Origin of the sequence: Kitasatospora sp. NPDC058046, assembly GCF_042885595.1 — a bacterium.
Taxonomy (GTDB): domain Bacteria; phylum Actinomycetota; class Actinomycetes; order Streptomycetales; family Streptomycetaceae; genus Kitasatospora.
The window spans coordinates 172,997-193,736 of the sequence record NZ_JBHVRS010000003.1; the positions used below are offsets into that span (position 1 = coordinate 172,997).

General features: G+C 75.9%; 13 protein-coding genes. 3 read left to right on the forward strand and 10 right to left on the reverse strand.

The annotated features are described in order from the left end of the window. Positions 1-2 precede the first annotated feature (2 nt). The gene (locus ACFVU7_RS08550; RefSeq protein ID WP_117490785.1) at positions 3-785 is read right to left on the reverse strand and encodes an ABC transporter ATP-binding protein; all 783 of its coding nucleotides are present in this window, start codon (positions 783-785) and stop codon (positions 3-5) included. A 27-nt stretch (positions 786-812) separates the two neighbouring features. Continuing rightward, entirely contained in the window at positions 813-1,838 is a 1,026-nt protein-coding gene (locus ACFVU7_RS08555; protein ID WP_380782107.1) for an ABC transporter substrate-binding protein, read from the reverse strand. Between the two features lie 107 nt (positions 1,839-1,945). Between ACFVU7_RS08555 and fhuB the strand changes: the two genes are divergently transcribed. Continuing rightward, positions 1,946-4,138 (forward strand): Fe(3+)-hydroxamate ABC transporter permease FhuB, encoded by a 2,193-nt coding sequence (gene fhuB / locus ACFVU7_RS08560; protein ID WP_388044712.1) that lies wholly within the window; start codon positions 1,946-1,948, stop codon positions 4,136-4,138. After that, a complete protein-coding gene (gene fes, locus ACFVU7_RS08565) occupies positions 4,135-5,268 on the forward strand; it encodes an enterochelin esterase (protein ID WP_388044713.1) in 1,134 nt (377 codons plus the stop codon). The genes fhuB and fes overlap by 4 nt, the downstream gene beginning before the upstream one ends. A gap of 295 nt (positions 5,269-5,563) precedes the next feature. Here fes and ACFVU7_RS08570 read toward each other — a convergent pair whose 3' ends face one another. From ACFVU7_RS08570 to ACFVU7_RS08580, 3 genes are read right to left on the reverse strand one after another with little or no spacing between them, the layout of a single operon-like run. Beyond that, positions 5,564-6,970 (reverse strand): DHA2 family efflux MFS transporter permease subunit, encoded by a 1,407-nt coding sequence (locus ACFVU7_RS08570; protein ID WP_388044714.1) that lies wholly within the window; start codon positions 6,968-6,970, stop codon positions 5,564-5,566. Next, positions 6,967-7,152 carry an MbtH family protein gene (locus ACFVU7_RS08575; RefSeq protein WP_049656914.1) on the reverse strand — a complete coding sequence of 62 codons (186 nt, stop codon included), beginning with the start codon at positions 7,150-7,152 and terminating at the stop codon, positions 6,967-6,969. The genes ACFVU7_RS08570 and ACFVU7_RS08575 overlap by 4 nt, the downstream gene beginning before the upstream one ends. Next, positions 7,149-14,477, reverse strand: coding sequence for an amino acid adenylation domain-containing protein (locus tag ACFVU7_RS08580; RefSeq protein WP_388044715.1), 7,329 nt, complete (start codon positions 14,475-14,477; stop codon positions 7,149-7,151). The genes ACFVU7_RS08575 and ACFVU7_RS08580 overlap by 4 nt, the downstream gene beginning before the upstream one ends. 249 nt (positions 14,478-14,726) lie before the next feature. Between ACFVU7_RS08580 and ACFVU7_RS08585 the strand changes: the two genes are divergently transcribed. Beyond that, entirely contained in the window at positions 14,727-15,863 is a 1,137-nt protein-coding gene (locus tag ACFVU7_RS08585; protein WP_388044839.1) for an amidohydrolase, read from the forward strand. A gap of 125 nt (positions 15,864-15,988) precedes the next feature. On the opposite strand, the gene ACFVU7_RS08590 is transcribed toward ACFVU7_RS08585, so the two are convergent. The 5 genes from ACFVU7_RS08590 to dhbC form a co-directional block, all read right to left on the reverse strand. Beyond that, positions 15,989-16,723 carry an AMP-binding protein gene (locus ACFVU7_RS08590; protein ID WP_158077745.1) on the reverse strand — a complete coding sequence of 245 codons (735 nt, stop codon included), beginning with the start codon at positions 16,721-16,723 and terminating at the stop codon, positions 15,989-15,991. 107 nt (positions 16,724-16,830) lie between these two features. Then, on the reverse strand, positions 16,831-17,064 hold the full coding sequence (locus tag ACFVU7_RS08595) for a phosphopantetheine-binding protein (RefSeq protein ID WP_388044716.1): 234 nt from the start codon (positions 17,062-17,064) through the stop codon (positions 16,831-16,833). Continuing rightward, positions 17,061-17,780, reverse strand: a complete 720-nt coding sequence (locus ACFVU7_RS08600; RefSeq protein ID WP_388044717.1) for an isochorismatase family protein — start codon at positions 17,778-17,780, stop codon at positions 17,061-17,063. Before ACFVU7_RS08600 ends, ACFVU7_RS08595 begins: the two co-directional genes overlap by 4 nt. A gap of 51 nt (positions 17,781-17,831) precedes the next feature. Then, entirely contained in the window at positions 17,832-19,511 is a 1,680-nt protein-coding gene (locus ACFVU7_RS08605; protein ID WP_388044718.1) for a (2,3-dihydroxybenzoyl)adenylate synthase, read from the reverse strand. Next, on the reverse strand, positions 19,508-20,719 hold the full coding sequence (gene dhbC / locus ACFVU7_RS08610; RefSeq protein WP_079272487.1) for an isochorismate synthase DhbC: 1,212 nt from the start codon (positions 20,717-20,719) through the stop codon (positions 19,508-19,510). The genes ACFVU7_RS08605 and dhbC overlap by 4 nt, the downstream gene beginning before the upstream one ends. Positions 20,720-20,740 lie beyond the last annotated feature (21 nt).

The following is a 20,740-nucleotide window of genomic DNA, read 5'->3' on the forward strand; positions in this document are numbered from 1 at the left end:
CGTCAGCCCAGCGGCGCCCGGGGCACGATGACCGGCGCGCCGTCGCCCGGTGCCGCGAGCACATGGCTGTCGATGTCGTACAGCGCCCGCACCAGCGGAGCGTCCACCACCTCGCGCGGCGGCCCGCAGGCCACCACCGCGCCGTCCCGCAGCGCGACCAGCAGGTCCGCGTACCGGGCGGCGGCCGCGAGGTCGTGCAGCACCATGACCACCGTCCGCCCGCCCGCCGCGACCCGGCGGACCAGCTCCAGCACCTCCACCGCGTGCCCGAGGTCGAGTGCGCTGGTCGGCTCGTCGAGCAGCACCACCGGGGTGTCCTGGGCGAGCACCATGGCCAGCCAGCAGCGCTGGCGCTGGCCGCCGGAGAGCCGGTCGAGCCGGCGGTCGGCCAGCTCCGCCACGCCGGTGGCGCGCAGGGCCTCGGCGGTCAGCCGCTCGTCCTCCGCCGACCACTGCCGGAAGAGCCCCTGGTGCGGGTGGCGGCCGTAGCGGACGAGTCCGGCGACGGTCACCGCCTCCGGGGCCTGCGGGCTCTGCGGCAGCAGCGCGACCCGGTGGGCGGCCTGGCGCGGGCGCAGCCGCCACACGTCCTCGCCGCCGACCAGGACCCGCCCGCCGTCCGGCCGGTGCAGCCGCGCGACGGACCGCAGCAGGGTGGACTTCCCGCAGCCGTTCGGCCCGACCACCGCCACCACCCGGCCGGCCGGGACGGTGAGGTCGACGCCGCCGAGCACCGGGCGCCCCGGCCCATAGCCGGCGCTGAGTCCCTGGATCGTCAACTCCATGGCAGCTCCCCCTCGACCGGCGCCCGCTCAGCTGCCGCCGAGCGCCTTGGCGAGGTCGCCGATGACGACGTCCGCGGCGAGCGGGCCGCCCCGGGTGGACCAGACCGAGCCGTCCACGGTGACGGCGTGGTTGTTCTTCACCGCGCCCAGCTCCTGGTACGCGGGCTTGGACTGGACGTCCTTGAGCGCGGTCTTGCCGTCGTCGGTCAGGGTGGAGAGGAACAGCCAGTCGCCGTCGATCTCGTTGAGCTTCTCCAGGCTGAGCGCCGGGCTGTGGGCGTTGCCGTCCTTGTCCTGCGCGGCCGGGCGGGTCAGGCCCATGTCCAGGGCGACGCCGCTGGCGAACTGCTTCTTCTCCATCCAGCTCGGGCCGGTGGGGTTCCAGCGGACGATGGAGACGGCGGCGCCCTTGTTCTTGCCGAGCTCGCCGCCCGCCTTGGCGGCCTTGGCCTCGTAGTCGCCGATCACCTTGTTGGCCTGGTCGAGCTTGTTGACGGCGTTGCCGATGCCCCGGAAGGCGAGCTTCCAGTCGTCGGTGGGCGCCATGGTGACCAGCGTGGCGGGGGTGATCTCGCGCAGCTGCTTGAGCACCTGCTCGTCCTGCATGTCGCCGGCCAGGATCAGGTCGGGCTTGGCCGCGATCACCTTGTCCATCACGGGCTGGAGCAGGTTCCCGACCACCGGGACGCCCTGCACCTTGTCCTTGAGGTACGCGGGCGGCTCGGCCAGCCCCTGGCCGTTGGTGATGCCGGCCGGCTTGACGCCGAGGGCGAGCACCGCGTCCAGGTCCTCCTGGGTGAGGGTGACGATCCGCTTGGGCTCGGCGGGGACCTCGACGGCCTTGCCGGTGGCGTCCTTGACGGTGCGCTTGCCGGTGTCGCCGCCCTTTCCGCCGCCCGCCGCGTCGGCCGCCGGGGAGGCGGCCGTGGACGAACCCGAGGAGGAGCCGGAGGAGCCGCAGCCGGTGAGCAGGAGCGCGGCCGCCCCGGTGACGGCCAGCGCCTGGGCCGCACGGCGGCGGACGGGGCTGAGCGGGCGACGGGCGAACGGCATGGGTGCCTCCGGGCAACGGTGGTACGGGAGTTGAGCAGCGTCCGGGTCGTTCGGCGGGGCGGAGGGGCCCCGTGGGACGGACTCGACCATTAGGTTAGCCTTACCTTATGACATTGTCGCAAGCCGGCGTCACCAAGGCGCCCCCCGCCACCGCGCCGGAGCCCCGACGGCCCGGGGGCCGCCCGGAGGGGCCCGGGGGCCGCCCGGAGGGCACCCGCCCCACCTGGCCGGCCGTCACGGCGGCGGTGGTGCTCCTGCTCGCCCTGGCCGCGCTCTCGCTGTCGGTCGGCGCCGGCGAGGTCGGCCCCGGCCGGGTGCTGGACTACCTGCTCAACCACGACGGCGCCCGCGCCGACGGCCGACTGGCCCTGGTCGTCGGCGACCTGCGACTGCCGCGCACCCTCACCGCGCTGCTGGTCGGCGCGGCGCTCGGCGTCGCCGGGGCGCAGCTGCAGTCCGTCACCCGCAACCCGCTGGCCGAGACCGGCCTGCTCGGCGTCAACGCCGGCGCCTCGCTGGGCGTCGTGCTCGGCATCGCCGTACTCGGCGTCCAGAGCTCCTACGGCTACCTCGCCTTCGCCTTCGGCGGCGCCGTGCTCGCCAGCGCGCTGGTGCTGCTGATCGCGGGCAGCCGGGGCGGCGGCTCGCCGATGCGGCTGGTGCTGGGCGGCTCCGCGGTCGGCGCCACCTTCGGCGGGCTCACCGGTGTGCTGATCGTCAACTCACCAGAGGCCTACGACCGTTACCGGGTCTGGGTGCTCGGCTCACTGGCCGGGGTGGAGGGCTGGAGCACACTCGCCCGGCTCACCCCCGTCCTCGGCGCCGGCTTCCTGCTCGCCGCGCTCACCACCCGGCCGCTCACCGCCCTGGCGCTCGGCGACGACCTGGCCCGCGGCCTCGGCCACCGCCCCGGCGCCACCCGGGCCGCGGTCGCCGTCGCGGTCACCCTGTTGACCGCCTCCGCGGTCGCCCTGGCCGGGCCGGTGTCCTTCCTCGGCCTGCTGGCCGGCTTCCTCGCCCGGTCCCTCGCCGGTCCGCGGATCGGCCGACTCACCCTGCTCGCCGGACTGTTCGGCGCGGCCGTGCTGACCGGCGCCGACGTGCTGGCCCGGGTGGTGGCCAGGCCGTACGAGGCGCCGGTGTCGGTGATCGTCGCCCTCGTCGGCGCCCCGGCCCTGATCGCCATCGTCCGCTCCCGGCGCTCCGCCGCGCTCGCCCTCAGCGCCCCGGCCGAGGCCACCCCGCCGGCCGGACGGCGGGCCGAACCGCCCGCCCCGAAGCCTGACCTGGCACTGCGGTACGGCGCCTGGTCGCTGCTGCTCCCCCACCGGGCGCTGGCCGCCTCGCTCGGCCTGGCCGCCGCCCTGCTCGCCGCCGTGGTGGTCGCCGCCCACGCCGGGCAGAGCGAACTCGACCTCGGCCGCACCTTCCAGGCCGTGTTCGGCTACGGCGACCGCCTCGACGTGCTGCTGGTGCAGAAGTTCCGACTCGGCCGGATCGTCGCCGCCCTCGCCGCCGGGGCCGCGCTCGGCCTGGCCGGCTGCCTGACCCAGACCCTCGCCCGCAACCGCCTGGCCACCCCCGAACTCCTCGGCGTCAACGACGGCGCGACCGCGGCCGTGCTGATCTCGGCCACCGCCTCCGGCACCTTCGGCGCTTGGTGGGCCGGACCGCTCGGCGCGCTGGCCGCCGTCCTGGTGGTCACCCTGGTCTCCGGCGGGCTCGGCGCGCGCGGCTACCGGGTGCTGGTCGTCGGCCTCGCGATGTCCGCGCTGGCCTCGGCGGTGATCCAGGTCGCGCTGGCCCGCCGCTCGCTCAACTCGGCCGGATCGCTGTACGTTTGGACCTCCGGCAGCCTCAACGGCCGGGACCTCGCGATCGCCACGCCCGTCCTGGTCGGGCTGGCCGTACTGGTGCCGCTCGCCCTGGTGGCGGCCCGGCGCCTGGCGGTGCTGCGCTTCGACGACAGCGTCGCCTCGGCGCTCGGCGTCGACCCGGGCCGGGTGCGGCTCGCCTGCCTGCTGCTGGCCGTCGCCCTGGCCGGACTGGCGGTCGGCGTCTGCGGGCCGGTCGGCTTCGTGGCACTGGCCGCGCCGGTGGTCGCCGGGCGGCTGGCCGGACCCGCACGGGTGCCGGTGCTCGGCTCGGCCCTCACCGGCGCCCTGCTCGTCGTCCTCGCGGACACCCTGGGACGGGTGCTGCTCGGCGGGGTGGAGATCCCCGTCGGCATCGTCACCACCGTCCTCGGCGGCCCGTTCCTGCTCTGGGTGCTGCTCAGCCGCAAGGGCAGCCCCGCGTGACCACCTCTGGAGAACCCACCGTGGAAGCCCCGCCCGTCGTCGCCCTCGACCCCGACGACCCCGCCTACCGCCTGGTCACCTTCACCCACCGGGAGGCCGACTGCGACGGCGTGCTCGCCCTGCTGCACACCGTCACCGACAAGGACCGCCACGCCGGGGACCTGACACCGCACCTGATGGAGCGTCAGGCCGATGGAAGCTGGTCGATCACCTACCGGCTGCGCGAGGACCACCGCGCCTCCTACCAGCTGTACCCCTTCCGGGGCGAGGCCCCCGGCACCACCCGCGCCGACTGGCTGCGCGTCCTGGACCGGGCCCGCCCCGACCCGTACGACACCGAACCCCGGCTGCCCGCCCGCGACGGCCGGCACCCCTCCTCCGTGCTCAGCCTGCCCGCCGCGCCCGCGCAGCCGTACGTGGCGCGGCGCGAGGGCGTGCCGCGCGGGCGGACCGTCGCGCACACGGCGGCCGGCCGGCGGGTGGACGTCCACCTCCCGGCCGGGCACCGCGCGGACGGCGGACCGTACCCGGTCGCGGTGCTGCTGGACGGCGAGATGTGGGGCGGGGTGCTGTCCGTCGGCGACACCCTCGACAACCTGGCGGCGGACGGTGCGATCCCGCCGACCATCGCCCTGCTCGTGCACACCATGGGCCCGCAGCGGCCGGACGACCTGAGCTGCAACCCGGCCTTCGTCGACCTCCTCGCCGACCGCCTCCTCCCCTGGGCCGCAACGGAGTTCGGCGCGAGCACCGACCCCGCCGACACCGTGGTCGCGGGCCAGAGCGCGGGCGGCCTCACCGCCGCCTACGCGGCCTACCGCCGCCCGGAGCGCTTCGGCAACGCGCTCTCCCAGTCCGGCTCCTTCTGGTGGCCCGACGAAACCGAGTTCGACGTCGGCAGCGAGTGGCTGACCCGCCGCCTCGCCGCCGAACAGCGGCGCCCGGCCCGCTTCTGGATCGAGGTCGGGCTCCAGGAGTGGATGCTGCTCCCCCAGAACCGCCACCTGCGCGACGTCCTCACCGCCCGCGGCTACGACCTCGCCTACCGCGAGTTCAACGGCGGCCACGACTACGCCTGTTGGCGCGGTGGCCTGGCCGACGGGCTCGCCCACCTGCTGGGCGGCCGGTGACCTGCGGACCAGCCGGTCCGCGGGCGGTCGGCGGCGATCGGGGACCTCACCCCTGATCGCCGCCGGCGGTCGCGGTCGGGATCCGGGAACGGCGTCACCGTCTTCCTCAGGGGTCCACGACCGGGTAGAGCGGGAAGCCCATCCGCGGGTAGTCGCGGATGGGCTTCCCGCTCGAGTCGTTGTCGGGGTCGGTCGGCGGGACGATCCGGCACGGTGGCGTTGCTCCCGTGCCCGGTGCGGTGGTCGTCCGCCGGGCCGCACGACGCAGGCGGGCGGACGACCACCACCTGCGGGCTCAGTCCTCCGGCGGCGGGCCCGGGGCGTCGACCGGGAGGCGGACGGCCAGGAGGGCGCCGGCGGCGACCAGGGCCGCCGTGAGCCCGAGGGCGAGCCGGTAGGGCCCGGCGCCCGCGCCGTCGCCGAACGCGCCGATGAGGGCCGCGGTGGCGGCGATGCCGAGGGCGCCGCCGAGGGTGCGCAGAATGGTGAACAGGCCCATCGCGCGGCCCATCGCGGGCGGCGGGACGTCGGCGAAGCCGGCGATCTGGACGGTGAGCACGGCGGTGCCCAGCACCAGTCCGGCGGCGAACATCAACGCCCGTACGGCCCACGGGTTCTCCGCGAAGCCGAGCGCGGCCAGCACGGCCGCCGCCAGCAGCAGCCCGGGCACGGCCAGCCGGCGCGGGCCGAGGCGGGGCAGCAGGCGGTCCACCACCTGCGAGGCGGCCATCAGGCCGATGGCTTCCGGGAAGACGCTCAGCCCGGCGTCCAGGGCGGTGGCGCCGCGCGCCGCCTGGTAGAGCAGCGGCAGCACGAACAGGGCGCCCATCAACCCGGCCGAGGTCAGCAGGGCCAGCCAGCTCGCCGTGCCGAAGGTGCGGTCGGCGAGCAGCCGCAGGTCCACCAGGGGTTCGGCGGTGCGCAGTTGGTGCCGTACGGCGGCGCCCAGCAGGACCAGGCCGAGCAGTCCGCCGAGGGCCACCCCCGGGGAGGTCCAGCCGTGCGCCGGGCCGAAGCCGAGGGCGTAGGTGAGCAGCCCCAGGCCGGGGGTGGCGAGCAGGAAGCCGGTGGTGTCGAAGCGGCCGGCCGGGGGCTCCTGTTCACCGCGCAGGCCGATCAGCCCGATCAGCACGGCGGCCGCGCCGATCGGCACGTTGACCAGGAACAGCCAGTGCCAGGAGAGGTGTTCGGTGAGGAAGCCGCCGAGCGGCGGCCCGAGGGCGGGCATCAGCGCGGTCGGGACGATCAGGATGCGGCCCAGGCCGGCCCGCTCGTGCGGGGCGAAGGCCCGGAACAGCAGGGTCATCCCGACCGGTGTGAGCAGCCCGCCGGCCACGCCCTGGACGGCCCGGGCGGCGGACAGCGTGCCCAGGCCGGGCGCCGCCGCACAGAGCGCGGAGGCGAGGGTGAAGGCGGCGAGCGAGCCGAGGAAGACCCGCTTGACGCCGTACCGGTCGCCGAGCCAGCCGGCCACCGGCAGCCCGAGGGCGAGGCCGACCAGGAAGGCGGTCTCCACGGCGTTCGCCGCCGAGACCGGGCGGCCGAAGTCCTCGGCGATGCTGAACAGCGCCGGGTTGACGATGGTCGAGTCCAGGCCGTTCATGCACATCGCGGCCGTGTAGACGACCACCACCGCGGCGCGCCCCGCGAGCAGGGGGCGCGCCGGGGCCTGGACCGCCGGAGGGGTTGCCGGAGGGGTCACAGCGTGGTCCAGTGCGCGGTGATCCACTCCAGGGCGGCTGGCCGCTCGCAGGGGCCGTGGGCGACGGTCCAACCGGCCGGGACGGCGGCGAAGGCGGGCCACAGGGAGTGCTGTCCCTCGGCGTTGACGAGCGCGAGGAACTCGCCGTCGGCGTCGAAGGGGTTGGCGGGGGCGTCACTCATCGGTGGTCTTCTCCATCGTCGGTCTTCTTGTCGGACTGCTTGTCGGACTGCTTGAGGTGGTCGGCGATCACGCTCGCGATGTGCGCGATCGGCTCGGGCAGGGTCATGTCCTTGTGGGAACAGGCCACGTCCGTGTTGGCGATCCGGCCGGACACGTACGGCGTCCACAGCTCGGGCACCAGGGTGTCGTCGATGGTGTCGACGGTGGCGCGGAAGAACAGCACGTCGCCGTCGAAGCGGCGGTGGTCGTAGCCGCGCACCAGGTGGTTGGTGTTGAGGTAGATCCGGTTCAGCGCGGCCACGGTGCTCTCGTCCAGCCCGGCGAGCGGGCTGCCCTCGCGGCGCAACAGCGCGGTGACGGCGCCGAGTTCGAGCGGCAGGCCGTCGAGGTCCTCCGGTCCGAAGCCGCCCATGGTGAGCAGCGCCTCCAGCGCCTCGGCCTGGTCGGGGACGGGCAGCTCGCGGAAGCCCTCGGCCGGGTAGGCGTCCAGGATGGCGAGCAACTCGACCTCATGGCCCAGCTCCTGGAGCCGGACGGCCACCGCGTGCGCGATGATCCCGCCGGTGGACCAGCCGAGCAGCCGGTACGGGCCCTCCGGCTGGACCTCGCGCAGCCGGTCGGCGTAGTGCGCGGCCAGCTCCTCCAGCGTTTCCGGCAGCGGGAGTTCGGCGGTGGCGGCACCGACGCCCTGGGCCTGGAGGCCGTAGATCGGCACCTCGCCGGGCAGGTTGCGGATCAGGCCGGTGTAGCACCAGCTGAGGCCGCCGGCCGGGTGGACGGCGAACAGCGGGCGCTGCCGGCCGGGGGCGACGGGCCGCAGCGGCAGCAGCACGTCCAGGGCGTCGGCGCCGGGCGCGCCCGCCGCGAGGGCGGCGTCCAGGGCGGCCACGGTCGACGCCTGGAACAGCGCGCCGATGCCGACCTCCAGTCCGAGCACCTCGCGGATCCGCCCGGCGAGCCGCACGACCAGCAGCGAGTGCCCGCCGAGTGCGAAGAAATCGTCCTCGACGCCGACCGAGGCCACGCCCAGCACCTCGGCGAACAGTTCGCACAGCTGCTGCTCGCGCGGGGTGCGCGGCGGGCGGCCGGCGCCTGCGGCGGGGGCCTCGGGGGCGGGCAGGGCGCGGCGGTCGAGCTTGCCGTTGGCGGTCAGCGGGAGGCGGTCGAGCAGGACGACGGCGGAGGGCACCATGTGGGCGGGCAGTTCGGCGGCGGCGTGGGCGCGCAGCTCGTCCGGGGTGGCGGTGCCGAGCGGTCCCACGGCGCCGACCGGGGAGACCGCGTAGCCGACCAGCCGCTTGTCCCCCGGCACGTCCTCCCGCACCACCACGGCGGCGTCGGCGACGGCCGGGTGGGCGGCCAGCACGGCCTCGATCTCGCCGAGTTCGATCCGGAAGCCGCGCAGCTTGACCTGCTGGTCGGCCCGGCCGAAGTACTCCAGGACGCCGTCGGCGCGGCGCCGGGCGAGGTCCCCCGAGCGGTACATCCGGGTGCCGCGCTCGCCGAACAGCGCGGCGTACGGGTCGGCGACGAAGCGGGTGGCGGACAGCTCGGGGCGGCCGAGGTAGCCGCGGGCCAGGCCCGCCCCGGCCACGTACATCTCGCCGGTGACACCGGGCGGGACGGGCTGGAGGTGCTGGTCGAGGACGTAGACCCGCAGGTCGGGGATGTTGACGCCGATGGTGCTGCTGCTCCCGGCGGCGGCGCTCGCCCGGTCCAGGGCGATGTACGAGACGTGCACGGTGGTCTCGGTGATGCCGTACATGTTGACCAGCGTGGGCGCGTCCTCGGCGTGCCGGTCGTACCAGTCGTCCAGCCGGGCGAGTTCGAGCGCCTCGCCGCCGAACACCACGTAGCGCAGGGCGAGTTCGCTGCCGGGGCGGTCCCGGTCGGCGGCGCTGAGCTGGTAGAAGGCGGACGGCGTCTGGTTGAGCACGGTGACCCGCTCGCGGGCGAGCAGGTCCAGGAAGGCCGCCGGGTCGCGGCTGACCAGGTGCGGGACGACGACCAGTCGGCCGCCGTGCAGCAGGGCGCCCCACAGCTCCCAGACCGAGAAGTCGAAGGCGTAGGAGTGGAACAGCGTCCACACGTCCTCGGCGCCGAAGCCGAACCAGTGGTCGGTGGCGCCGAACAGCCGGACCACGTTGCGGTGGGTGACCGGCACGCCCTTGGGCCGGCCGGTGGAACCGGAGGTGTAGATGACGTACGCGGTGTCCTCGGCGCGCAGCGGGCGGGTGCGCTCGTGCTGCTCCAGCGGGACGGCCGGGAAGGCGGCGGACTCCGGCCCGTCGACCAGGAGTTGCCGCACCTCGTGGGCGGGCAGCCGGGGCGCGGTGGCGCGGTCGGTGAGCAGGGCGGCCGGGGTGGCGTCGGCCAGCATGTAGGCGAGTCGGTCGGCCGGGTAGTCGGGGTCGAGCGGCAGGTAGGCGGCGCCGGACTTGGCCACCGCCAGCAGGGCGACGACGAGTTCGAGCGAGCGCGGCAGGGCGAGCGCGACGATGGTGCCGGGACCGATGCCTTCGGCGGCCAGCAGCCGGGCCAACCGGTCCGCACGGGCGGCGAGTTCGGTGTAGTCGAGCTGCTCGTCCCGGTAGCCCACCGCCACGGCGTGCGGATGGGCGGCGGCGGCCGCCTCGAAGAGCTCGGGCAGGGTGGCGTCCGAAGACGTGTCCACCGACGGGCCGTTCCACTCGACCAGGGCGCGCCGCCGCTCCTCCTCGCTGATCAGCGGCAGCAGGCCGATCGGGGTGTCGGGGGCGCTCGCGGCGGCGGTGAGCAGCCGGGTCAGGCGCTCCCCGAGGGCGGCCACGGTGGCGCCGTCGAAGAGGTCGGTGCGGTACTCCAGGAAGCCGCCGATGCCGCCGCCGGGCAGTTCCCCGGCGTTCAGGGTGAGGTCGAACTTGGCGGTGCCGCTGGGGATCGCGGCGATGTCGGCGGTGAGGCCGCCACCCAGGGCGGTCCGCTCGTCCGGGCGGCTCTGCCAGGCCAGCATCACCTGGAACAGCGGGTGGCGGGCGAGCGAGCGGGCCGGGTTGAGCTCCTCGACCAGGCGGTCGAAGGGCAGTTCGGCGTGCTCGTGCGCGGCGAGCACGGTGCCGCGGACCCGGGCCAGCAGCTCGCGGAAGGTCGGGTCGCCGGACGTGTCGGTGCGCAGCACCACCGAGTTGACGAAGTAGCCGACCAGTGCGGCGGTCTCCTCGTCCTCCCGGCCGGCCACCGGGGTGCCGACCGGGATGTCGGTGCCGGCGCCGTGCCGGGTGAGCAGGGCGGCGAGCCCGGCCTGGACGGCCATGAAGACGGTGCTGTCGGCGGCCCGGGCGAGCCCGGCCAGGGCGGTGTGCGCCTCGGCGCCGAGCGCGAAGGGCACGGTGGCCCCCTGGTGGCCGGCGACGGCCGGACGGGGGCGGTCGAGCGGAAGCTCCAGCTGGTCGGGCAGTCCGGCGAGCGCGGCGCGCCAGTGCTCCACCTGCCGGGCGGCGAGCGGGCTGGGCGCGTCGGCGGTGCCGAGCCGCTCCCGCTGCCAGGCCGCGTGGTCGGCGAACTGGACGGCGAGTTCCGGCAGTTCCGGATCCCGACCGGCACTCCGGGCGCCGTAGGCGACGGCCAGGTCGCGCAGCAGCGGGGTGGTGGAGGCGCCGTCGCCCGCGATGTGGTGGAGCAGCAGGAGCAGGGTGTGCCGCTCGGGGCCGTCGGTGAACAGGCTCGCGCGCAGCGGCGGTTCGGCGGTCAGGTCGAAGGCGTACCGGACTTCATCGCCCAGCTCTCCGGTGCTCCCGTGAAGTTCGGGCCGGAACTCGGAGAGGATGCGCTGGTACGGCGTGCCGTCCGGCTCCTCCCCGTAGACGGTGCGCAGGACTTCGTGCCGGGCGACGAGGTCGCCGAGCGCGAGACTGAGGGCGTGCCGGTCGAGCGGGCCGGTGAGGGTGAGCGCCAGCGGGATGTTGTAGGTGGGGCTGGGGCCTTCGAGGCGGTGCAGGAACCAGAGCCCGCGCTGGGCGGGCGAGAGCGGCATCCGCCCGGTGCGCGGCACGGGCACCAGGGCGGGGCGGTGCTCGGGCTCCGCCGGGTCGAACAGGACGGCCTGGTCGAGCAGTTCGACGAGGCCGACCGGGGTCGGCTGCCGGAACACGTCGGCGAAGCCGACCGGGGCGGCGAAGGTCTCGCGCAGCCGGGCGGCGAGGCGGCCGGCGAGCAGCGAGTGGCCGCCGAGGTCGAAGAAGGAGGCCTCCCGGCCGGGTGCCTGCGGCAGGCCGAGGACCTCGGCGAACAGGCCGCAGACCAGCTCCTCCCGGGGCGTGGCCGCCGCGGTGCCCTCGGTGGCCGCGGCGGGCTCGGGCAGGGCCCGGTGGTCGAGCTTGTCGTGGGCGGTGCGCGGCAGTTCGTCCAGCAGCAGGACGGCCGCCGGGACCATGTGCGCGGGCAGCCGGGCGGCGAGCGCGGCGCGCAGCCCGTCCGGATCGGGCGTGCTGCCGCTCTCCGGGACGGCGTAGCCGAGCAGGCGCTTGCCCTGCGGGCCGGGGCGGGCGATCACCACGGCCTGGGCGACGCCCGGGAGTTCGGCGAGGACGGCGGCGATCTCGCCGGGCTCGATCCGGAAGCCGCGGATCTTCACCTGGTCGTCGGCCCGGCCGAGGAACTCCAGGGTGTTGTCGGGGCGGCGCCGGGCGAGGTCGCCGGTGCGGTACATCCGGCTGCCGGGCGGGCCGAAGGGGTCGGCGAGGAAGCGTTCGGCGGTGAGGTCGGGGCGGCCGAGGTAGCCGCGGGCCAGGCAGGCGCCGGCCACGTACAGCTCGCCGGTGACGCCGTCGGGCACGGGGCGCAGCGAGCCGTCCAGGACGTAGGCGCGGGAGCCGCGCACCACCCGGCCGCGCGGGGCGCCGTCCGGGCCCGGGGTCCAGGCGTAGGCGTCGACGGTGGTCTCGGTCGGGCCGTAGAGGTCGACCGGGTGCAGGCCAGGGACGGCGGCCAGGCGCTGCCAGAGGGCGGGCGGGGTGGCCTCGCCGCCGACCACGAGGACGGACGGGCGGTGCCGGCCCTCGTCCAGGATGCCTTCGGCGATCAGGACTTCGAGGTAGGAGGGGGTGAGGTCGAGGTAGTCGACGCGCTCGCGGTCGAGGTGGGCGGCGAGCGCGGCCGGGTCGCGGTAGGTGGCGTCGTCCAGCAGGTGGAGCTCGTGGCCGTGGACCATCCAGAGCACCGGGTCCCAGGAGGCGTCGAAGGCGAACGAGGCGCTGTGGGCGACGCGCAGCCGGTCCCGGCCGGCGCGGCGCAGGGCGGGGGCGACGTGGTCCTCGCCGAGGCCGGCGTGCAGGTTGGCCAGCGAGGCGTGGGTGACCACCACCCCCTTGGGGCGGCCGGTGGAGCCCGAGGTGTGCAACACGTAGGCGGGCTGGCCGAGTCGGGGCGCGGGCGGGGCGGTGTCGGGCTCGCCGGCCGCGTCCTGCGGGCGGACGACGGGCAGGCCGGCGGGCAGGCCGAGCCCGGCGAGGGCCTCGGCGGTGCCGATCGCGCAGACCGGGCGGGCGTCGGCCAGCACGGCGGCGAGGCGCCGCTCGGGGTGGGCGAGGTCGAGGGAGACGCAGGCGCCGCCCGCCTTGAGGACGGCGAACATCGCCACCAGGGTGTCGGTGCCGCGCGGCAGGGCGATCGCGACCGGTGCGCCGTCCTTGACGCCGAGGGCGGTCAGCCGGTGGGCGAGCCGGTTGGCGGCGGCGTCGAGCTGCCGGTAGGTCAGCGCGGCCGCGCCGGAGCGGACGGCGACGGCCTCCGGGGTGCGGGCGGCCTGGGCGGCGAACAGCTCGGGCACGGTCCGCTCGACCGGGGGCTCGGTACGGCCTTCGGTGGCGCGGCGCAGGCCGTCCTGGTCGAGCAGGTCGATCCGGGCGACGGGCGTCCGGGGGTCGGTGAGCAGCAGGTCGGCGAGGGCGTCGAGGTAGCGCAGCAGGCCGTCGCGGTGGGCGGCGAGGGAGGCGGCCCCATAGCGGGCCGGGTCGGCGTCGATGACCAGGCGCAGCGCGCCGTCCGGGCCGGGCGAGACGTTCAGGGCGAGGTCGTCGACCGGACCGGCGGCCAGGTTGCGGACGGTGCCGGGCAGACCGGCCAGGTCGAGGTCGCTCTCGAAGGCCTTGATGTTGACCATCGGGCCGAACAGGGCGCGGCGGTCGCCGGTGCGGCCGAGGTCGCGGCGCAACTCCTCCAGCGGGTAGCGCTGGTGGCGGCGGACGGCGCGCAGTTCGCGGACCACGGCGCGCAGCAGGGCCTCGGCGCTGTCGGCGGGGCGGACGGCGAGGCGCAGCGGGAGCACGTTGGCGGCGGCGACGGGGGTGCGCAGGGCGGCCGGGCCGCGGCGGTTGGCGAGCGGCAGGCCGAGGACGACGTCCTGGGTGCCGGTCAGGCGGTGCAGGTAGCCGGCCGCGGCGGCGAGGAGCAGTTCGGCCCAGGTGGCGCGGACGGCGTCGGCGGCGCGCTCCAGGCGGTCGCGGGTGCCGGCGGGCAGCTCGGCGGTGAGGCGGATCGATGCGCCGGACGCGCCGGGATCGGGGGACGTGCCGTGCCCGGGGGACGCGCCGGGATCGGGGGACGCGCCGGGATCGGGGGTGCCCGGGAGGGTGGCCGGGGTGTCGGCGTCGGCCATCCGGGCCGACCAGTGGGCTCGGTCGGCCCCGTACTGCGCGCTCTCCCGGTAGGCGGCCTCCTCGGCGGCGGCCTCGGCGAGGTCGGCGAAGGGGTTCGGCGCGGGTTCGGTGCCGGCGGTGCGGGCGGTGTAGAGGGCCGCGACCCGGTCGCCGAGGAGGGTCAACGCGTAGGCGTCGACGGCGAGGTGGTGGATGCGGCGGTACCAGAGCCGGCGGTCCCCGGTGAGCCGGATGAGCGCGTGGGTGAACAGCGGGCCCTCGGCGAGATCGGCCGGGCGGGCGAGGTCGGCGCGCATCCAGGCCTCGGCCTCGGCGGCCGGGTCGGCGGCGGTGCGCAGGTCCAGGCGGTGCAGCGGCCAGTGACGGCCGGGGCTCAGCCGCTGGCGGGGCGTGCCGTCCGGGCCGGTGACGATGACGGCGCTCAGCGCCTGGGCCTCCTCCACCGCCTGCCGCAGCGCCTGCTCGAACCGTTCCTCGTCGAGCGGGCCGGTGATCTCGACGGCGTCTCCGGTGTTGTAGACCGGGCTGTCGGGGTCGAGGGCCTGGGCGTACCAGATGGCGGCCTGGGCGGCGAGCAGGGGGACGTCGGCGGCCTGACCGTCGACGGTCCGGCTGTGGCCGGCCCGACTGTCGGCGATCTGGCTGTCGACGGTCTGACTGTCGGCGATCTGGGTTTCGACGGCAGGCATGGGGTGGAGAGCTCCTCGGGGGATCCGGAACGCCTTACTTAGGTTAGCCTAATCTAAGTTCATATGATCTGGTCAACGGCCCCGCAGGGTCGGGCCCCTGACACCCCGGAGATGCCACCCGTGCCCCAGACCGAACCGCTGCCGCAGGGCGCCGAAGCCACCGAACCAACCGGGCCCGCCGAACCAACCGGGCCCGCCGAACCAACCGGGCCCGCCGAACCCACCGGACCCAGCGCCGCCAAGCGGGCCGTGCGCGAGCGCGTCCTCGCCCTGCGGGCGGAACTCCTCGCGCTCAGCCACCGCATCCACGCCCACCCCGAGACCGCCTTCGAGGAGCACCTGGCCGCCGCCTGGTGCTCCGAACTGCTGCGCGCGCACGGCTACTCGGTCACCGCGCCCGCCCACGGCCTGGCCACCGCCTTCGACGCACGCCTCGGCAGCGGGCCGGTCACCGTCGCGCTGGTCTGCGAGTACGACGCCCTGCCCGGACTCGGCCACGCCTGCGGGCACAACCTGATCGCCGCCGCCGGGATCGGCGCGGCGCTCGGGCTCGCCCCGTACGCGGACGAACTCGGGCTCACCGTACGGGTGATCGGCGCGCCGGCCGAGGAACGCGGGGCGGGCAAGGCCCTGCTGCTGGAGGCCGGGGCGTTCGACGGGGTGGACGCGGCGATGATGGTCCACCCCTGCCCCGTCGAGGTCGCCGACTTCCGCTCCTTCGCCCTCGGCACGCTCTCCGTCCGCTACACCGGGCACGCCGCCCACCCGAGCCTCGACCCGCACCGGGGGCGCAACGCCGCCGACGCGCTCACCGTCGCCCAGGTCGCGATCGGGCTGCTGCGCCAGCACCTCCCGCCGCAGTGGCGGGTGCACGGCATCACCACGGCGGCCGGCACGGCGCCGAACCTGATCCCGGACAGCGCGAGCGCCGAGTACGAGATCCGGGCCTCGGCGGCCGAGGACCTCGCCGAACTGCGCTCCCGGGTCGAGGACTGCTTCCGCGCCGGGGCACTCGCCACCGGCTGCGAGGTGGAACTGACCCGCCCCGAGCCGGACTACCTGGACATGCGCTCCGACCCCCGGCTGCTGACGCTGTGGCGGGCCAACGCGGCGGCGCTCGGCCGGCCGGAACCGGTCGAGAGCGGACCCTTCGCCTGTACGGACATGGGGAACGTGTCGCACGCGGTGCCGTCGATCCATCCGGTGCTGGACATCACCGGCGGCGCCTGCGCCCCGCACGAGGCGGCGTTCGCCGAGGCGGCACTGGGCGCGGAGGCGGAGCGGGCGGTGCTGGACGGCGCGGTGGCGATGGCGTGGACGGCGGCGGACCTGGCGGCGGATCTTGCGGCGGAGTCGGCGGAGTCGGCGGCGGCGACGAACGAATGACGGCCGACAACTTTCAGCGAACAGATAACGAAATCTGTTCGCTGAAAGTTGTCATCTGTCATCTGTCATCTGTTACCCGTCGACCGTCTTCCGTCAGCCGTCGCCCCCCGGCACCCGGATCCCGCTCACCCCCCGAGCAGCACCCCGGGTGCCACCCGCACCGCCGTCACGCCCAACTCCCGCACCAGCGCCCCGACCTCGCCCTCCTGCCACGGGTCGGCGAGCACCACGGCGGCGCCGGTCCGCAGCGGCCACAGGTACTCCCAGAGCGGCAGGCCCAGCTGTAGCACCCGGTCGCCCGGCCCGAGCGGGTGGGCCGCCTGGAGCTCGCGCACCCGGCGGTCCGCCTCGGCGTGGGTGAGCCGGACGGCGCTCGGGCGCCCGCCCGGGCCGTACCCGACGCAGAGCAGATGGTGCGGGGTCAGCGCCCGGGGCGGGTCGGTGGGCAGCTCGCCCTCCGTCTCCAGCCCGGCCAGCGCCCCCGGCACCCCCTCCCCCAGCACGCAGACCGGAGCGTTCTCCGCGAGCAGCCGCTCGCGCCGCCCGGGCGTGTCCGACGGGTCCAGCGGAAGGTACGCCGCACCCGACTTCGCCACCGCCAGCAGCGCCGTCACCAGCTCCGCCGGACGGCGGAACGCCGCCAGGCCGACCACCGCACCCGGACGGGCCCCACGGGCGGCCAGGGCGCGCGCCAGCCGGTTGGCCGAGGCGTTCAACTCCCGGTAGCCGACGGTCTCCCCGCCCGCGAGCACCAGCGCCGGCGCGTCCGGCGTCCGCGCCGCCTGCGCCTCGACCGGCCCCACCGCGGTGGTGGCCGGGTAGCGCACCGTCCGACGCGGCAGCGGAGGCAGTTCGGGCACCTCGGGCAGCACCGCCCCGCGGGCCGAATCCCGGGCTCCAGCCCGAACCGGCTCCCGGAGCGGATCCCGCACGGGGTCCCGCAGCGCCTCGCCCACCCCCGCCGCCATCACGCCGCGCCCAGCAGCTCGGCCCAGGCCTCGATCGCCGGGCGCTCCGCGAGCTGGACGAACGCCACCTCGGCGCCTGCCTCCTGCCAGCGCCCGGCGAGGGTCATCAGCCGGATGGAGTCCAGCCCCCAGTCGACCAGGTTCTCGTCCAGCGGGATCTCCGCCGGGTCCTCGCCGAGCAGGTCGGCGACCTCGACCCGGATCCGCTCCACCGTGAAGCCCGTACCCGTCACTTGCCGCCCACCCCTTCGAGCACGTCGACGCCTGCGGCGTCCAAGCCGGCCGTGGCGTCCAGGCCGGCCGCCGCTGCGGCCGGAGCCATCGCCCCGAGCACGGTCTCCGCCGTGGCGACCATCCCGCAGCGCCCGGCCACCCAGGCCAGCGCACCGCGGTGCTCCGCCGGGCCGAAGTCGGCGACCGCGTCGGCCACCACGAAGGCCTGCACGTCCCGCATCCAGGCGTCGCAGGCGGTCACCTGCACCCCGATGTGCGCGTACACGCCGGTGATCACCAGCTGGTCCCGCCCCTGCTCGCGCAGCAGCTGCTCCAACTCGGTGCGCACGAAGGCGCTGTACTTCCACTTGGTCAGCACGGTGTCGCCCGACGCGGGAGCGACGGCGTCGGCGATCGCGGTGGCCCGCGGGTCGGCCGGGATGCCCGGGCCCCAGAAGTCCTGCTGCAGCCCGCGCTCGGCCGGGCTCTGTCCGCCGAGCTGCGCCGAGTACACGACGGGCACGCTGGCGGCACGCGCGGCCTCCGCCAACGCCTGGACGTTGCCGAGGAGTTCGGGCAGCGGTTCGGCCTCGGCGTCGAAGGCGTCCAGGAAGTGGTTCTGCAGGTCATGCACCAGCAGGACGGCGCGCGCCGGGTCGACCGCCCAGGAGACCCGGTTGGCGGGCAGCTCCTCGGCGGCGGGCATGGGATAGCGGGGAATGCGGGGCAGGCCCACGGTGGTGTTCCTTAGCTAGATGTGGCGAGGTGGCGACGAAGGACGGAGGCGTCAGCCGGTGGTCAGCGAGGCCGCGATCGCGGCCCGCAGCTCCTTCTTGCTGACCTTCCCGATCCCGGTGGCCGGGAAGGCGGCGACGAACTCGACCCGGTCCGGCACCTTGTACTCGGCGAGCCCGCGCTGTCGCACAAACCGCTTCAACTCGACGCTCTTCGGGGGCTGTTCACGACTCTCGGCGCGCAGCACCACGTACGCGCAGGTGCGCTCGCCCAGGTACGGGTCGGGCATCGACACCACCGCCGCGTCGTGCACCGCGGGGTGCGCGAGCAGGTGGTTCTCGATCTCCTCGGCGGCGACCTTCTCCCCGCCCCGGTTGATCTGGTCCTTGGCCCGTCCCTCGACCACCAGGTGGCCGGTGGGGGTGCGCCGGACCAGGTCCCCGGTGCGGTAGAAGCCGTCCGCCGTGAAGGAGTCGGCGTTGTGCCCGGGCGCGTTCCAGTAGCCGCGGATGGTGTACGGGCCGCGCGTGAGCAGGTGGCCGGTGGCGCCGTCGGGCAGGTCCCGGTCCTGGTCGTCAACGACCCGGACCTCGTCGTCGGGCGAGATCGGCCGGCCCTGGGTGGTGGTGACCAGCTCCTCCGGGTCGTCCAGCCGGGTGTAGTTGACCAGACCCTCGGCCATCCCGAACACCTGCTGGAGCGTGCAGCCCAGCACCGGGCGCACCCTCCGGGCCGCCTCCTCGCTGAACTTGGCGCCGCCGACCAGCAGCACCTCCAGGCTCTCGTAGCCGCGGACACCGCGCTCGGCGGCGTCCAGCCAGAGCAGCGCGAGCGGCGGCACCAGCCCGGTGATGGTCACGCCCTCGCGCTCGATCAGCGGGAAGGCCGTCTCGGGGGCGGGCTGCGGGCAGAGCACCACCCGACCGCCGGCGTACAGCGTGCCGAGCGAACCCGGCGAGCTGAGCGGGAAGTTGTGGGCGGCGGGCAGCACGCACAGGTACACGCTGTCCGGGTCCTGGCCGCACAGCTCGACCGAGCCGCGCAGCGAGTAGATGTAGTCGTCGTGGGTGCGCGGGATCAGCTTCGGCACTCCGGTGCTGCCGCCGGAGAGCTGGAGGAAGGCGACATCCTCGGGCCCGGGCTCCCCGCCGAAGGCCTCCGGGCCGGGCCCGTCGCAGGGCACGTCCGCGAGCCGGACGTGCTCCCCCGGGTCCTCGCCGGCCACCAGCACCAGCCGCAGCGCGGGGTTCTCCGCCCGTACCCGGCTGGCGAGTTCGCGGTAGTCGAAGCCGCTCTCGACGGCGGGCACCACGTACGCCGCCGCCCCGGTGAAGGAGCAGAAGTACCCGATCTCGGCGTACCGGTGGGCGGGCAGCGCGAAGACCGGCAGCGCGCCGATCCGGAACAGCGCGAACACGACCTCGAAGAACTCGGCGGCGTTGGGCAGTTGGACCACCACCCGGTCCCCGGCCCGGATGCCCCGGGCGAGCAGTCCGGCGGCCATCCGGTCGGCCCGGCGGTCGAGTTCGGCGTACGTCCAGCGCCGCTCGGTCGCCGCCACGCCGTGGCCGCCCGGGTCGACGACGGCGGTGCGCCCGCCGTGCTCGGCGGCGCGCTCGCGCAGCATCCGCCCGAAGGTCTCGCCGCGCCAGTACCCGGCGGCCCGGTAGCGCTCGGCGAACTCGGCGGGGTACGGGGTGAAGCCCGCCCGGGCCGTCTCCAGCGGCGTCACCGGGCCACCCCCGCGGCGTCCAGGAAGGTGCGGAACTTGGCGCTGGTCTCGGCGAGTTCGGCCTCCGGCCGGGACTGCTCGACCACGCCGGCGCCGGCGTACACCCGCAGCGTCCGCCCCTCCGCCTCGGCGCAGCGGATGGTGACCACCCACTCGCCGTCGCCGGTCGCGTCCTCCCAGCCGACCATGCCGGTGTAGAGGCCGCGGTCGAAGGGCTCGACCTCGCCGATCACCCGGCGGGCGACGTCCGTCGGCGTGCCGCAGACCGCCGGGGTGGGGTGCAGCGCGCAGGCCAGTTCGAGGGCGGAGACCGCCGGGTCGGCCAGCTCGCCGCGGATCGTGGTGGCCAGGTGCCACATCGCGGCCGTCCGTACCAGGGTGGGCCGTTCGGGCACCTCCAGGGTGCGGCAGTACGGCGCCAGCGCCTCGCGGATGGCGTCCACCACGACGGCGTGCTCGTGCAGGTCCTTGGGCGACTCCAGCAGCGCGGCGGCGCGCCGGACGTCCTCGCCGAGGTCCTCGCTGCGCGGAACGGAGCCGGCCAGCGGGTTGGCCAGCACGGCCGTTCCCCGCCGGGAGAGCAGGAGTTCGGGGCTGGCGCCGACCAGGGTGCGGCCGCCGCCGGACGGGACGGCGAAGGTGTAGCCGCCCGGGTCGCGGCGGGCCAGCCGCTGCAGGATGGCGGGCAGGTCGAGCGGCCGCGCGGCGCTCAGCTCCAGCGTCCTGGCCAGCACCACCTTGCTCAACTCCCCGCCGCGCAGCCGCTCGACGGCGGCCGCGACGCCCGCGCCGTACGCCTCGGGCGCGGGCACCGGGTCGATCCGCCAGTCGGCCTGCTCGGCCGGCGGCGCGGGCAGGGCGATCAGCGGGTCGTCGCGCAGCGCCCCGGCGGTGCGGACCCGGGCGGGGACGGCGAGTTCGACCCGGCTGTCCCGGTCGAACGCCACCGCGCCGACCACCAGCGGCCGTTCGACGCCGGAGCGGCCCGCCTCGGCCAGCGTCTCGGCGACCCGCACCGACAGCGGCCGCCCGTCCTGCGGCACCCGGGCGTGCACCCCGGAGCCGAGCAGGGTGCGGGTCGGCGAGGCGAAGAACGCCTCGTCGGAGCCGGCCCGGTACTGGCCGAGCAGTCCGCTGGCCGCGCCGATGACGGCGTGGTCCTGGCCCTCGGCGAGGGCGGTCGCCGGGGCGTCGGGCCCGGCGGGTATCGGCCCGGCGGGGGCGTGGTG

Coding starts and splice junctions, on each gene's coding strand:
- ACFVU7_RS08550 (WP_117490785.1), bottom strand. CDS start 785: ATGGAGTTGACGATCCAGGGACTCAGCGCCGGCTATGGGCCGGGGCGC.
- ACFVU7_RS08580 (WP_388044715.1), bottom strand. CDS start 14,477: ATGCCTGCCGTCGAAACCCAGATCGCCGACAGTCAGACCGTCGACAGC.
- fhuB (WP_388044712.1), top strand. CDS start 1,946: ATGACATTGTCGCAAGCCGGCGTCACCAAGGCGCCCCCCGCCACCGCG.
- ACFVU7_RS08575 (WP_049656914.1), bottom strand. CDS start 7,152: ATGAGTGACGCCCCCGCCAACCCCTTCGACGCCGACGGCGAGTTCCTC.
- ACFVU7_RS08555 (WP_380782107.1), bottom strand. CDS start 1,838: ATGCCGTTCGCCCGTCGCCCGCTCAGCCCCGTCCGCCGCCGTGCGGCC.